General features: G+C 41.4%; 11 protein-coding genes. 7 read left to right on the top strand and 4 right to left on the bottom strand.

Going from position 1 to position 14,165, the window contains the following annotated elements; translation table 11 throughout:
- The first annotated feature begins 151 nt into the window (after positions 1–151).
- Positions 152–883: a cyclase family protein gene (locus E5S68_RS04815; RefSeq protein WP_135782572.1), complete on the top strand. Its 732-nt coding sequence runs from the start codon at positions 152–154 to the stop codon at positions 881–883.
- 352 nt (positions 884–1,235) lie between these two features.
- Here E5S68_RS04815 and gorA read toward each other — a convergent pair whose 3' ends face one another.
- Positions 1,236–2,585: a glutathione-disulfide reductase gene (gorA, locus tag E5S68_RS04805; RefSeq protein ID WP_135782571.1), complete on the bottom strand. Its 1,350-nt coding sequence runs from the start codon at positions 2,583–2,585 to the stop codon at positions 1,236–1,238.
- A 200-nt stretch (positions 2,586–2,785) separates the two neighbouring features.
- Between gorA and E5S68_RS04800 the strand changes: the two genes are divergently transcribed.
- From E5S68_RS04800 to lysS, 4 genes are all read left to right on the top strand, one after another.
- Positions 2,786–3,943, top strand: a complete 1,158-nt coding sequence (locus E5S68_RS04800) for an efflux RND transporter periplasmic adaptor subunit (RefSeq protein ID WP_135782570.1) — start codon at positions 2,786–2,788, stop codon at positions 3,941–3,943.
- Entirely contained in the window at positions 3,927–4,622 is a 696-nt protein-coding gene (locus E5S68_RS04795; RefSeq protein WP_135782569.1) for an ABC transporter ATP-binding protein, read from the top strand. The genes E5S68_RS04800 and E5S68_RS04795 overlap by 17 nt, the downstream gene beginning before the upstream one ends.
- Positions 4,622–5,974 carry an ABC transporter permease gene (locus E5S68_RS04790; protein WP_135782568.1) on the top strand — a complete coding sequence of 451 codons (1,353 nt, stop codon included), beginning with the start codon at positions 4,622–4,624 and terminating at the stop codon, positions 5,972–5,974. The genes E5S68_RS04795 and E5S68_RS04790 overlap by 1 nt, the downstream gene beginning before the upstream one ends.
- 183 nt (positions 5,975–6,157) lie before the next feature.
- Positions 6,158–7,648, top strand: a complete 1,491-nt coding sequence (lysS, locus tag E5S68_RS04785; RefSeq protein ID WP_135782567.1) for a lysine--tRNA ligase — start codon at positions 6,158–6,160, stop codon at positions 7,646–7,648.
- 36 nt (positions 7,649–7,684) lie between these two features.
- Here lysS and E5S68_RS04780 read toward each other — a convergent pair whose 3' ends face one another.
- The 3 genes from E5S68_RS04780 to E5S68_RS04770 form a co-directional block, all read right to left on the bottom strand.
- Complete coding sequence (locus E5S68_RS04780) at positions 7,685–8,308, bottom strand: histidine phosphatase family protein (RefSeq protein WP_135782566.1); 624 nt, start codon at positions 8,306–8,308, stop codon at positions 7,685–7,687.
- Between the two features lie 14 nt (positions 8,309–8,322).
- Entirely contained in the window at positions 8,323–8,796 is a 474-nt protein-coding gene (locus E5S68_RS04775; protein WP_135782565.1) for an aminoacyl-tRNA deacylase, read from the bottom strand.
- A gap of 113 nt (positions 8,797–8,909) precedes the next feature.
- Complete coding sequence (locus E5S68_RS04770) at positions 8,910–9,773, bottom strand: GH25 family lysozyme (protein WP_135782564.1); 864 nt, start codon at positions 9,771–9,773, stop codon at positions 8,910–8,912.
- Between the two features lie 289 nt (positions 9,774–10,062).
- Between E5S68_RS04770 and ftsW the strand changes: the two genes are divergently transcribed.
- On the top strand, positions 10,063–11,301 hold the full coding sequence (gene ftsW / locus E5S68_RS04765; protein ID WP_135782563.1) for a cell division peptidoglycan polymerase FtsW: 1,239 nt from the start codon (positions 10,063–10,065) through the stop codon (positions 11,299–11,301).
- 30 nt (positions 11,302–11,331) lie between these two features.
- Positions 11,332–14,157 carry a phosphoenolpyruvate carboxylase gene (gene ppc, locus E5S68_RS04760; protein WP_135782562.1) on the top strand — a complete coding sequence of 942 codons (2,826 nt, stop codon included), beginning with the start codon at positions 11,332–11,334 and terminating at the stop codon, positions 14,155–14,157.
- Positions 14,158–14,165 lie beyond the last annotated feature (8 nt).

Here is a 14,165-nt window from a genome sequence, read left to right as displayed (position 1 = left end):
TCTCTTTTTTGATGCTTTCAATAACTATAGCTTGAAACTATATCCCATTCAAGAAAACAAGATTAACGCAAATCATTGTGGATGATGAGATGGACTGTTATAATAACCTTATTCGTTTATTTCGTGTAGCCCTTATAGGAAAGGAATCCATATGTCAGATTTACTAAGTATCTATAAAGAATTGCAAGCTAAAAAATGGGTGGACTTGAGTCACCAGATCAATGCAGAAAGTCCTCACTTTCCAGCTCTCCCTGCTTTGCAACAAGAAGACCTTTTCACACTAAAAGATGGCTTCCATGTCCAAAAATTTACAGTGGTTGGTCAATACGGAACGCATATTGATGCTCCGATTCATTTTGTAGAAGGTGGCCGTTGGTTGGATGAGATTGACCTCAAAGATTTTCTCTTGCCACTCTATGTTATCGACAAGTCTAAAGAAGTAGCAGCCAACCCAAACTTTATCTTGAGCAAACAAGATATTTTAGATTTTGAAGCTGAATATGGACAAATTGCAGAAGGGGCCTTTGTCGCCTTCCGTAGTGATTGGTCAAAACGTTGGCCAGATCAAGATGCTATGCGTAACCTAGATGAAAATGGGGTTCAACAAAGTCCAGGATGGAGCCGAGAAGCTTTGGAATTCTTGATTCATGAACGCCATGTCAAGGCTGTGGGTCATGAAACCTTCGATACTGATGCAGGTATTCCAGCAGCAGAGCATGGCTTGGTCAATGAATACTACCTTTTGGAACAAAATATCTACCAAGTTGAAGTCTTGAACCACTTGGATCAAGTACCAGCAGTAGGTGCCTTGATTTCAATTGCCTTCCCTCACTGGGATAAGGCAACTGGTTCACCTGTTCGTGCCATTGCTATCTTGCCATAAACAACAGAGAGAGTGGGACAGAAATCGGTAATTCGTTAGAATTCGATTTCGTCGTCCCACCTTCGCACAGTTGAGTAGGGCTGTAAAAGCTGATGAAATCAGCGTAGTAGAGCCCACTCAACCACTGCGTCTTACTCGACAATCCAAAGACAATTGAGAGGCCGGACTTTTGTCCCAGTCTCTTTTTTTAATATCTTAAGAGAAGCTAGATTTCATTCTTTCGAAGGTTCTTATCTTACAAAAATGTAAGGTAAGAAAGGTAAAATGAAAGATTAGACTATGGAAGCTTCAACGATGATACATTAAAATTTAAACATAAGAAAAAGGCTTGTCGAACAAACCTTTTCTGATATTAGCGCATGGTAACGAATTCTTCGGATCCAGTTGGATGAATAGCGACTGTCGCATCGAAATCAGCTTTTGTGGCTCCCATCTTGATAGCAACGGCAAATCCTTGGATCATTTCATCCACCCCGTATCCAAGACCATGGAGACCGACAACGGTTTCTTCCGGTCCTGCAGTGATGAGTTTAAATTTAGCCAGCTGACGATGTTGGGTCACAGCTGAATACATAGAGGCAAAACTAGAAGTATAGACCTTGATGGCTTCTTTGCCATATTGTTTTTCGGCTTCTTCCTGGGTCAGGCCAACGGTACCGATTGCAGGGTGAGAAAAGACGACGGTCGGAATGGTTGAATAGTCCATTTTAGCATCCGTTTTTCCATTAAAGAGTCGTTCAGATAGAGTGCGCCCAGCTTTAATAGCGACTGGGGTTAATTCTTTTTCACCTGTTACATCTCCCAAGGCATAGATGCCAGGAACAACCGTATTCTGGTATTCATCTACTGCAATGAATCCTTTCTCATTTAAGGTGACGCCTGCAGCTTCTAGATGGAGGTCTTGGACGTTTGGTTTTCGCCCTGTTGCCCAGATGACATGATCAGCGACAAAAGATGTTTGGTCTTCAAAATAAACTCGGATTTGACCATTTTCTTCCTTCGTGAGTCGAACAGGAACCTTTTGAGGATGGAGAGGCAATCCTTGTTTATCCATCTCCTCCATTAAGCCATCGACAATGTAGGAATCAAACTTTCTTAAGGGACGATCATGGCGAACGAAGAGATCCGTCTTAACACCTAGGGCATGGAGGACACCAGCCAGTTCTACCGCAATGTAACCAGCGCCAATAATAGCCACTGATTTTGGTAGTTCTTCCCAAGCAAAGACATCGTCAGAGGTTTCTCCTAGGTCTGCTCCAGGTAGATCTGGGATGTAAGCATGAGCCCCTGTAGCGATCACAATATGTTTAGCTTTGATGGTTTCCCCGTTGACTTCAACCGTATGGGCATCGACAAAGCGAGCGCGACCTTGGATATACTCCACACCATTTCGTTTAAAACTGCCATCAAAAGAAGAACGAGCTCGATCAATATAGGCTTCGCGATTTTTTCTTAATGTCGCAAAATCAAAATTGGTCTGTTCAAAAGTAAACCCATAATCTGGACCGTAATCACGAATGGCTTCTGCAATTTGAGCGCCATACCACATAATTTTTTTAGGGACACATCCTTTGTTGACACAGGTCCCCCCTAATTGTTTTTCTTCAATAACAGCGGCGCGGGCTCCATGTTCTCCAGCACGGTTCATGGTGGCAATCCCTCCGCTACCTCCACCAATGGAGATAATATCAAATTCTTTCATGGTTAGTACTCCTTTGTTGATTTACACTTTCATTGTAACAATATAGGTTACAAAAATCAAGGAATTGCCATCGTTGAATAGGAGGAGGAAACAAGATAGCAAAAAAAACGTGCAAAACAGATGATTCTGAATTGAAAAATGAGGAAATATGATATACTAAACTTATAATTTGAAACGCTCTCGAATACTGGAGGAAAGAAATGAAGAAATTTAAAAAATGGCAAATTATTACAGCGACAGGTGCTGCACTAGCAGTTGTAGGAATGGGGAGCTGGCTTGCTTTTGGAACATCAAGCGCTGGCCCTGAAGAAATGGTCGATATGACGCCTATGGTGCAAACGGTGAAAGAAGGGTCGATTGCTTCCTCTGTCTTATTGACAGGTAAAGTCACGGCCAATCAAGAACAATATATTTACTTTGACGGAACCAAGGGAGATTTGCAATCTATCTTAGTGAACGTCGGGGATCAAGTGACTGCTGGGCAAGCTATTGTCCAATATAGTAGTACAGAGGCACAATCTGCCTATGACGCGGCGGTACGTGCGGTCAATAAGGCAGATCGTCAATTGAACGATCTCATGACCAATGGAGTGACCATTGATACAACAGGGGATGAGGAAGCAGATAGCAAATCAGCCTCTCAAGCCCAACGCTCTTTGGACACACAAGTGGGTGATTTACGCGATGCCCGTGCGGATGCTGTAGCCAATATGGAAAAAGCTAAAGCTTTGTTGGATGCTACAACCGTAAAAAGTAGTACAGATGGAACGGTTGTAGAAGTTAATAAAGATGTTTCAAAATCAACAACCGGAACCAATCAAACCCTTGTTCATATCGTCAGCAATGGTAACCTTCAAGTAAAAGGTGAGTTGTCTGAATACAATCTAGCCAACATTTCAGTTGGTCAAGAAGTGACTTTAACCTCTAAGGTCTATCCTGGGAAAAAATGGACTGGAAAAATTAGCTACGTTGCCAACTATCCGACCGATGCAGGTCAGGCAGGTGCAAGTGCTGCAGGTTCTGGCCAAGGAACAGGGGGAGCTAAATATCCATTTACGGTAGATATTACCAGTGAGATTGGTGATTTGAAGCAAGGTTTCTCTGTTAATATTGAAGTGAAAAGTTCAACTATCCATCCTTTAGTTCCTGTGACAAGTGTCTTATCAGATGGTGATCAAAGCTATGTTTGGACCATTGAAGCTGGCAAGGCTAAAAAAGTCAATGTTACCTTAGGAAATGCAGATGCAGAAAACCAAGAAGTCTTATCTGGCTTGAAGAAAGATGCGCAAGTGATCATCAACCCTTCTGGAGATTTGGAAGATGGGAAAGAGGTCGGAAAATATGACAAAATTGATTGAGCTGAAAAATATCAATAAAAGTTATAAAAATGGCGATCAAACCTTGCAGGTATTAAAGGATATCCATTTAGAAGTAGAAGAGGGAGAATTTCTAGCCATTATGGGACCTTCTGGTTCTGGGAAATCGACCCTAATGAATATCATTGGACTTCTCGATCGTCCGACCAGTGGTGAGTACAGACTAGAAGGGGAAGAGGTTGGGAACCTCAGTGAGAAGAAGTTAGCCCAAGTTCGCAATGAGCAAATTGGCTTTGTCTTCCAACAATTCTTTCTCCTATCAAAACTCAATGCCTTTCAAAACGTCGAGCTTCCCTTGATTTATGCAGGAGTGAATCCTTCTAAACGAAAGGAATTAGCTGAACAATTTTTAAAGAAAGTTGAACTAGATACGCGGATGCACCACCTTCCTTCGGAATTGTCTGGAGGGCAAAAACAACGGGTGGCCATTGCGCGTGCTTTGGTCAATCATCCTTCTATTATCTTAGCGGATGAACCAACTGGAGCTCTCGACTCCAAAACTGGCGATCAAATTATGGAGCTCTTGACAGCACTCAATCAAGAAGGGAAAACCATCATCATGGTAACCCACGAAACGGAGATTGCCGCTTATGCCAAACGGCAGATTGTCATTCGAGATGGGGTTATATCCTCGGATAGCCGCAATGAAAGGAGGGTCTGATGCAGAACTGGAAATTCGCCATTAGTTCCATTTTGGGACATAAAATGAGATCGTTCTTAACCATGGTAGGGATTATCATCGGGGTTGCCTCGGTCGTTGTCATCATGGCTCTCGGAGATGGGATGAAAGCTGGAGTGACTAAGACCTTTACCAAGGATCAGCAATATGTTCAGATTTCGTACTCCGCCCGTAAGAGTGGCTACATGACTGGTTTTAATCTTGGCCCAGAACCTGTCTCAGAAGAAGGTGGCGCTGAAGGTGGTGGGGAAGGCGGTGTTGCAAGTGAAGAAGACCAAGGAATGTCACCGCCAGCTGGCTATGGAGAGGAAAGTAGCGAAGATGTTGACAACCCAATCCTTGAAACACCACCCGTCGTTCAAGAAGAATGGGTCAAGGAACTGACCAAGATTCCTGGCATTGATGGCTACTATGTTGGTAATACAGCCAATGCCACTATCTCCTTTCAGAAGAAAAAATCTGAAGGGGTGAATATCATGGGGGTCAATGATACCTATTTCTCTGTCAGAAAATTTGAATTGGTTTCAGGAAGAAAACTAAATGCTTCAGACTATCAGAGTTTCTCACGGGTCATCATGTTGGATGAAGGTTTAGCTTCGACCTTGTTTGGGACAGAAAGTGCCCTCAACCAAGTGGTTGCTGTCGGAGACAATAACTATCGGGTGGTAGGAATCTTCAAGGATCCAAATGCTGGATCTGCTTTGTATGGAGTTTCTTCTGGAGGGAGTGCCTTGATGGCTAATACCCAAGTCGCTTCAGAATTTGGAACAGAAGAAATTTCTACTATTGTGGTGCATATCCCGGATGTCAAACAGATTAAACCAACTGGAATTGAAGCAGCGAAAAAATTAACCGAGTTATCGGGAGTTCGCCAAGGAGAGTTCCAAATCTTTAACATGGATAGTATCTTGGAGCAGACCAATCAAATGCTCGGAATTATGACAACAGTCATCGGTGCGATTGCAGGAATCTCCCTTCTCGTTGGTGGGATTGGGGTCATGAATATCATGTTGGTTTCTGTGACTGAGCGGACACGTGAAATCGGTCTGAGAAAAGCCCTCGGAGCTACTCGTGGAAAAATCTTGATTCAATTCCTCATCGAATCCATGGTCTTGACCATGATGGGAGGAATTCTCGGGCTGGGATTGGCCTATGGTGTCAATGCCCTCATCGCCACAGCAGCTGCAGGTGCTCTAGAAGGACCTCCAGTCGTCTCCATGTCGGTGGCTATTGGAAGTATCATCTTTTCAGCTTGTGTCGGAATTGTCTTTGGTATCTTACCAGCAAGCAAGGCATCAAAACTCGATCCGATTGAAGCTCTTCGCTATGAATAAGGATGAATGACCTACATAGTTGATTCGGATGAAGTAAAATTTGATCATGAATGAATGGAATGTGATGGAAAAGGGAGAAGGAACCCTTTCCTTCCATTCCTTTTTTCATTTTTCCTGCTCAAGAATAGTGTATTTCCCCGTCAAATATGATAAAATAGGGGAGAATAACTTAGGAGGTTCCAAATGACTACTGAACATATGGAAGAATTAAATGACCAGCAGATTGTCCGTCGTGAGAAAATGGCGGCCCTTCGTGAACAAGGAATCGACCCATTTGGAAAGCGATTCGAACGTACTGCAGATTCTGGTCAATTGAAAGAAAAATATTCAGAATTAGATAAAGAACAACTTCATGACTTGAACGAAACAGCCATTATTGCGGGTCGTCTTGTGACCAAACGTGGAAAAGGAAAGGTTGGTTTTGCCCACCTTCAAGACCGTGAAGGTCAAATCCAAATTTACGTTCGTAAAGACGCAGTTGGTGAAGAAAATTATGAAATTTTCAAAAAGGCAGACCTTGGAGATTTCCTTGGGGTAGAAGGAGAAGTGATGCGGACAGACATGGGTGAGCTTTCAATCAAAGCTACTCACATCACACACTTGTCTAAAGCTCTTCGTCCCTTGCCTGAAAAATTCCACGGACTTTCAGATGTGGAAACCATCTACCGCAAACGTTACTTGGATTTGATTTCTAACCGTGAAAGTTTCGAGCGCTTTGTAACTCGTTCAAAAATCATCTCAGAAATCCGTCGTTACTTGGATGGTCAAGGCTTCCTTGAAGTAGAAACTCCTGTCCTTCACAACGAGGCTGGTGGAGCATCTGCGCGTCCGTTTATCACTCACCACAATGCCCAAAACATTGACATGGTCCTTCGTATTGCGACCGAACTTCACTTGAAACGCCTGATCGTTGGTGGAATGGAGCGCGTTTATGAAATCGGACGTATCTTCCGTAATGAAGGAATGGATGCTACTCACAACCCTGAATTCACATCCATCGAAGTCTACCAAGCCTATGCTGACTACCAAGATATTATGGACTTGACGGAAGGCATTATCCAACACGCTGCGAAAGCCATCCATGGGGATGGTCCAGTTGACTACCAAGGAACTGAAATCAAGATCAATGAACCATTCAAGCGTGTTCATATGGTGGATGCAATCAAGGAAATTGCTGGTGTTGACTTCTGGCAAGACATGAGCTTTGAAGAAGCAGTAGCCCTTGCCAAAGAAAAACATGTGCCAGTTGAAAAACACTACACTGAAGTGGGTCATATCATTAATGCCTTCTTCGAAGAATATGTGGAAGAAACCTTGACACAACCAACCTTTGTCTATGGCCACCCTGTAGCTGTATCACCATTGGCTAAGAAGAATGACGAGGATCCTCGTTTCACGGATCGTTTTGAGCTCTTCATCATGACCAAGGAATATGCCAATGCCTTTACAGAATTGAACGACCCAATCGACCAATTGGAACGCTTCGAAGCACAAGCACGTGCTAAAGAATTGGGAGACGACGAAGCAACTGGTATTGACTACGATTATGTAGAAGCTCTTGAGTATGGTATGCCACCAACAGGAGGACTGGGAATCGGTATCGACCGTCTCTGCATGCTCCTTACTGATACGACTACTATTCGTGATGTTCTTCTCTTCCCAACTATGAAATAAGCTAAAAGAAAACACTGATCTTGCGATCAGTGTTTTTTAGTCCTCTATATAAGAGGTATCATTCCATTTTTCTAAGTGATAGTGCTCAAAATCATCTGTTGTCAAAATGGTCACACTTGCATTGTCTAAGCCCCCATTTTTACGAAGTTCCTCTGGTTTATAGCCAAGTAGAGTCCGAATAGAAGCTGTTAAATTAGCCCCATGTCCAACGATAAGAACGGTATCGAGTTCTTTTCCTTTCAAGCTTTTTACAAAATCACAGGTCCGCTTGGTCGTATCAGAAAGAGATTCCGCATCGAATAGATTGTGATGGAATTGTGATAAATTGTGTCGGAAAGCCCTCATTTCCTCTGGGTAGAGAGCTTTCAGCTCCATAATTTTTCTACCTTCTAGCCTACCAAGTCGCCATTCCCGGAGAGCAGGAACCTCTTGAAGGGTGATGGGATGCTGATTTTGTTTGAGGAGGATTTGAGCAGTATGGACGGCTCTTGGCAAGTCGCTTGAATAAGCTGCGTCAAAGTATGTTTGAGATAGATGCTGGCCCAAGGCTTCCAACTGCTGGATGGAAGATTCTAACAGCGGGGAGTCGCCATTTGCCCCTTGGATACGGCCCTCCTCATTCCATTCAGTACGTCCGTGACGGACAAAATATAATTTCATATTGGTTTTATCCTTTACTCGACTATGTCCTCGAAGCTAGCCTTGACAAAATCAGCTAAATCTTGCGCTTTGATTTGAATACTGTGACCAACTTCACCTGCAGAGACAATCATCTGATCTAGTTCCAGGGCGGATTGATCAATGAAAATAGGGTAGTTGTGTTTTTGTCGAATCCCAACAGGATTATTAGCCCCGTGGACATAGCCCGTCGTCTTTTCTAAATCTTTTTGCGGAATCATACTAACTTTTTTATTGCCAGATAGTTTGGCTAATTTTTTCTCTGACAAATGGGCAGAGATGGGAACAATACCAATAACTGGTCCGGTTTTGTCACCAGCTAATGCAAGGGTTTTATAGATCTGTTCTTGAGCGATGCTTTCGGGAATGTTTCCTTCTAAGGCATTGATCTGGATGCCTTGGTGGTCGATTTTAGCCTTGGTCAAAATTTGTTCCACTAATGTTTTTTTAATCTTTTGTTTCTTTGCCATAGCGATGAGATACTTTCTTCTTTTTTCATATTATATCATACGCTCTTCTTTTCCGAAAATATTCTAAGCAGAGGGCTCGTTGAAACAAAAAAGAAGCCTTGAGGCTTCTTATCTTATTCGTCTTTTGGAACTGTAAACAATTTTCGATAAATCGTTTCTTGGTCTTGTACAGTCGAAATTTGATTTAAATCCAAATAATGGCTGAAACCATTTAACTGTCCTTGGGAAGTGTACTGGTGTAAATCATATTCTGAATCGGTGAGAGGAGCAGCATTATAGTAACCGTCATCGTAGCCGTATGTTGGAATCCAAAGAGCCGTAAATTTATCAGTGGAAATACTGTGTTCTTCCATGAAGTAAGTTCCGATGTAGATCCCAATATTCTTAACCCCCAATGAGGCAAGCTTAGCGCGAAAGGCTTCGACTCCGGCATTCATGTCCTTCATGGTCTTTTCTTCTACATCTAACCAGTAGTATGTCGGTTTATATTTTTTAGCTGCCTTATAGAATTCTTCTGCCTCTTTTTCCATTTCCTTTTTATCTTTTGCAGCCACATAAGCATAGACTGCAACAGGAATATCACGTTTTTTGAACTCCTTGATATGGGTTTCAAATGACTTATCAATCCCATTCAAATAAGTGGCAGCATTTTCCTTTTTGGCTTGAGCCCCACTGTGAACACGAACAATAACTCCAGACACGTTTTGTGCCAAGACGTCGTAATCAATTTCACTTGGTAGTTGCCAACCGGAAATGTCGATTATCGGGCGATTCAAAAAATATTGGTCTAGCTCGGGCTCTTCCTCTGTGGATGAGGAGGAAGCACGAGATTTAGTTGTTTTTCTTGGCTCTTGTATGGTCTTGGATTGTGCAAGTTGACTTTTATGAATATCAGCTATTGTTTTTGAAATCAATAAGAATGAAAAGACACTTGCGAAAAAGACTAAGAGCACGATTGGTTTAATCCTTTTTCTCATACAGAATCATTTTACCTTAATTCATGGAAAAAGGCAAAAGAAAGCGATTGACTGAAGTGGGAAATCCGAATTTTTAGACCAGAAAAGGATAAAATCGGAACAATGAATTTTTATCATCCATTTAAATTGAAGCTTTAAGAAAAGAGGAGAAGTGAGAATTGGTATGGTTGACAAGTAGGTTAGATGAAAGCGCTCCATCTTGAAAATCCGAATCTTATTGGTTCTTTTCTTTTTTTTACTATTGAAAGGTGATATAATGAAATTTGAAAATTAAAGGTATGGGTGTTCCATGAAATTAGATAAACGTCATTTTTTAAACTATTCTATTCTAATTCCTTATTTACTTTTATCCGTTTTAGGATTGATTGTTGTTTACTCCACAACAAGCGCGCTTGCCATTCAAAAAGGGATTAGTCCATTTGGGATGATTCGAAGCCAAGGTATTTTTTTTGTTCTGAGTCTCTTATCTATTCTTTTTATTTATAAGGTAAAACTCAATATTCTAAAGAAAAAGGGATTTATTGGAATCTTTATTATTATAGAGACCATTCTCCTCTTGCTATCCCGTTTCACCACTGATACAGTTAATGGGGCTCACGGTTGGCTGAATTTTGGAGGGTTCTCCATTCAGCCAGCAGAGTATTTGAAAATCATCTTAGTTTGGTATTTATCCTTGGTGTTTTCAAAAAAACAGGAAGAAATCAAACAATATGATTATCAAGCTCTTACTCGTAATGAATGGATTCCTCGTGACCTCTCGGACTGGCGTTGGATGGTTCTTTTTCTGATTGCGATTGTCGTGATCATGCCAGACTTGGGAAATGCGACTATTCTTGCATTGACGACCATAATCTTAATTACTGCAAGTGGGATTGGTTATCGTTGGTTTACCAGTATCTTAGGACTTTTGGTTGGTGGATCTACTTTTATCCTTTACTCGATTAAATTAATCGGGGTAGAACGAGTATCTAAAATCCCTGTTTTTGGCTATGTCGCTAAGCGTTTTAGTGCATTTTTTAATCCCTTTGCTGATTTATCTGATGCGGGTCACCAATTAGCTAATTCCTACTATGCTATGAGTAATGGAGGTTGGTTTGGTTTAGGATTAGGAAATTCAATTGAAAAGCAAGGTTATTTACCAGAGGCCCACACAGACTTTGTCTTCTCTATTGTTATTGAAGAACTGGGCTTTGTAGGAGCTAGTCTTATCTTAGCCATGTTGTTCTTCTTGATTTTACGAATCATTTTGGTAGGAATCCGAGCGAGAGATCCATTTAATTCTATGATGGCTATCGGTATTGGAGGAATGCTACTAACACAAACCTTTATCAATATCGGAGGGATTTCTGGTTTGATTCCGTCAACAGGAGTCACCTTTCCCTTCCTTTCTCAAGGAGGAAATAGCCTATGGGTACTGTCGATTGCGATTGCTCTCGTTCTAAATATTGATGCTAGTGAGAAACGGGCCCTGGCTTATGAAGAAGAACCGGCCTATGAACGGCCTCACAAGATTCAGACTTACTACTAAGAGTTTGCTGAGCATAGAAAAGGAGAAATCATGACCTTACAGAAACTTGAAAACTACACTAATAAAGATATTATTAAAGAAGAGGCTGAAATTTTAACGACAATATTGGAAGATATTGCGAAAAACTTGGTCAGTTCTGAAACCTTTGAAAAAATTCTGGAGTTGAAAAATCTCTCGGTTTCTAAAGATTACCAAAAATTGGATGAGATTGTAAAAGACCTCACCAATGAAGAGATGATAGTTATCTCACGCTATTTTGCCATCCTACCTTTGTTGATTAATATCTCAGAGGACGTGGACTTAGCTTTTGAAATTAACCGTCAAAATAACCGAGGAGAGGACTATCTCGGGAAGTTATCTTCGACCATTCGCCAAGTAGCCCAAAAAGAAAATGCACATGAGATTCTTGAAAACTTGAATGTAGTTCCGGTTTTAACAGCTCATCCAACTCAAGTACAACGGAAAACGATGTTGGATTTAACGACCCATATTCATAGTTTGTTGCGCCAGCATCGGGATGTGAAATCTGGTCTGATGAATGAGACCAAATGGTATAATAATTTGCGTCGCAATATCGAAATTATGATGCAAACTGACATGATTCGTGAAAAGAAACTCAAGGTTACTAATGAGATTACCAACGTCATGGAGTATTATAATAGCTCCTTCCTTCAGGCTGTTCCAAATCTGATGTTAGAGTATAAACGTTTAGCAAAGGAACAAGGAATTGAGTTGAAGAAACCAAAACCAATTACCATGGGAATGTGGATTGGTGGAGACCGAGACGGGAATCCATTTGTAACTGCTGAAACCCTCAAGCGTTCAGCCACTATTCAAAGTGAAGTAATCTTAAATTATTATATTAGTAAGATCTCCAGTCTCTATCGTAATTTCTCACTCTCAACCAATCTTTCGAAAACCAGTCAAGCTGTAGAAGAGATGGCCGCACGTTCTGGTGATACTTCTGTCTTTCGTGAAAAAGAACCTTATCGTCGGGCCTTCCATTATATTCAATCCAAATTGGTCCAAACCTTATTAAATATCAAGGAATGGTCTGTAGTTGGCTCAACAGTAGATGACCGTCATCCGGTTGAGCGTCTCCTCGGTGCTCACACCCATCAACAAGGGGTGGTTTCTGATTATATTGGTAACCGCATCAGTGGAGCTATCCAAGAGTTAGCAGAAGACCGTCCTCCTTATTACGAAACAGTTGAAGAATTTAAACAGGATTTGATCCTAATTCAAGAGTCATTGATTGAAAATAAGGCAGAGGCTTTAATCTCAGGAGAGTTTGCTGAGTTATTAGAAGCAGTAGAAGTCTTTGGATTCTTCTTGGCTTCAATCGATATGCGTCAAGATTCGAGTGTCCATGAAGCCTGTGTTGCGGAACTTCTCAAAGAAGCTGGAATCAATGACCATTACAGTGATTTGTCAGAAGACGAAAAGTGCGAGTTGCTTTTACAAGAGTTGTTAGAAGATCCTCGGATTTTATCTGCTACCCATGCAGAAAAATCAGAATTGCTTGAAAAAGAATTAGCTATTTTCCGAACAGCGCGTGAATTAAAAGACCGCTTAGGAGAAGATGTCATTCGCCAAACCATTATTTCTCACGCAACCAGTGTATCGGATATGCTTGAGTTGGCTATCATGTTGAAAGAAGTGGGACTGATTGACAAGGAAAGCGCACGTGTGCAAATTGTTCCCCTCTTTGAGACGATCGAAGACTTGGATCAATCTGAAGATACAATGAGAAAGTATCTATCACTTCCAATTGCTAAGCGCTGGATTGCTTCTAAGAATAACTACCAAGAAATTATGCTTGGTTATTCAGATAGTAACAAAGACGGTGGTTATCTATCTTCTTGTTGGACTCTTTATAAGGCCCAGCAACAATTAACAGCGATTGGCGACGAGTTTGGTGTCAAAATTACCTTTTTCCATGGCCGTGGGGGAACGGTTGGTCGTGGGGGCGGTCCAACCTATGAAGCCATTACCTCACAACCATTGAGATCCATTAATGACCGCATTCGTTTGACGGAGCAAGGTGAGGTCATTGGCAATAAATATGGGAACAAGGATGCAGCTTATTACAACTTGGAAATGTTGGTATCTGCAACGATTAACCGGATGATTGCTAAGCAGAAGAGTGAAAAGAGCATGTCCGATCAGTACAATGAGATAATGGACCAGATTGTCAATCGTAGCTACGATATTTATCGTGAACTGGTGTTTGGTAATGAGCATTTCTATGATTACTTCTTCGAATCCAGTCCCATTAAGGCTATTTCTAGTTTCAATATTGGTTCCCGTCCAGCAGCCCGTAAAACCATCAAAGAAATTGGTGGCCTGCGTGCCATTCCTTGGGTCTTCTCATGGTCACAAAGTCGTGTGATGTTCCCTGGTTGGTACGGTGTTGGTTCTAGCTTTAAGGAATTTATCGATGCAGATCCAGAAAATATCAAAACCTTACACTACATGTATAAAAACTGGCCTTTCTTTAGATCCTTACTTTCTAATGTAGACATGGTCCTATCGAAAGCTAACATGAATATTGCCTTTGAGTACGCCAAACTTTGTGAAGAAGAAGAGGTTCGGAATATTTTCAATATCATTTTGGATGAGTGGCAATTGACTAAAGAAGTCATCCTTGAGATTGAAGAACATGAGGAACTTTTGGCGGAAAACCCTTATCTTAAAGATAGTTTGGATTATCGAATGCCTTATTTTAACGTTCTCAATTATATTCAATTGGAATTGATCAAGCGCCAACGTAGAGGAGAACTTCCAGCCGATCAAGATAAGTTGATTCATATTACTATTAATGGGGTGGCGACAGGGTTGCGTAACTCTGGTTAAGCTTCGGA

The sequence above is a fragment of the Streptococcus rubneri genome (genome assembly GCF_004785935.1).
In the GTDB taxonomy this organism is placed as follows: domain Bacteria; phylum Bacillota; class Bacilli; order Lactobacillales; family Streptococcaceae; genus Streptococcus; species Streptococcus rubneri.
This window is presented reverse-complemented; position numbering and strand designations above follow the sequence as displayed.

Excerpts from the sequence above, each read along its gene's own strand:
- ppc (WP_135782562.1), top strand. The coding sequence starts at position 11,332 with ATGACCTTACAGAAACTTGAAAACTACACTAATAAAGATATTATTAAA.
- lysS (WP_135782567.1), top strand. The coding sequence starts at position 6,158 with ATGACTACTGAACATATGGAAGAATTAAATGACCAGCAGATTGTCCGT.
- gorA (WP_135782571.1), bottom strand. The coding sequence starts at position 2,585 with ATGAAAGAATTTGATATTATCTCCATTGGTGGAGGTAGCGGAGGGATT.
- E5S68_RS04795 (WP_135782569.1), top strand. The coding sequence starts at position 3,927 with ATGACAAAATTGATTGAGCTGAAAAATATCAATAAAAGTTATAAAAAT.
- E5S68_RS04780 (WP_135782566.1), bottom strand. The coding sequence starts at position 8,308 with ATGAAATTATATTTTGTCCGTCACGGACGTACTGAATGGAATGAGGAG.
- E5S68_RS04770 (WP_135782564.1), bottom strand. The coding sequence starts at position 9,773 with ATGAGAAAAAGGATTAAACCAATCGTGCTCTTAGTCTTTTTCGCAAGT.
- E5S68_RS04815 (WP_135782572.1), top strand. The coding sequence starts at position 152 with ATGTCAGATTTACTAAGTATCTATAAAGAATTGCAAGCTAAAAAATGG.
- E5S68_RS04800 (WP_135782570.1), top strand. The coding sequence starts at position 2,786 with ATGAAGAAATTTAAAAAATGGCAAATTATTACAGCGACAGGTGCTGCA.
- E5S68_RS04790 (WP_135782568.1), top strand. The coding sequence starts at position 4,622 with ATGCAGAACTGGAAATTCGCCATTAGTTCCATTTTGGGACATAAAATG.
- E5S68_RS04775 (WP_135782565.1), bottom strand. The coding sequence starts at position 8,796 with ATGGCAAAGAAACAAAAGATTAAAAAAACATTAGTGGAACAAATTTTG.
- ftsW (WP_135782563.1), top strand. The coding sequence starts at position 10,063 with ATGAAATTAGATAAACGTCATTTTTTAAACTATTCTATTCTAATTCCT.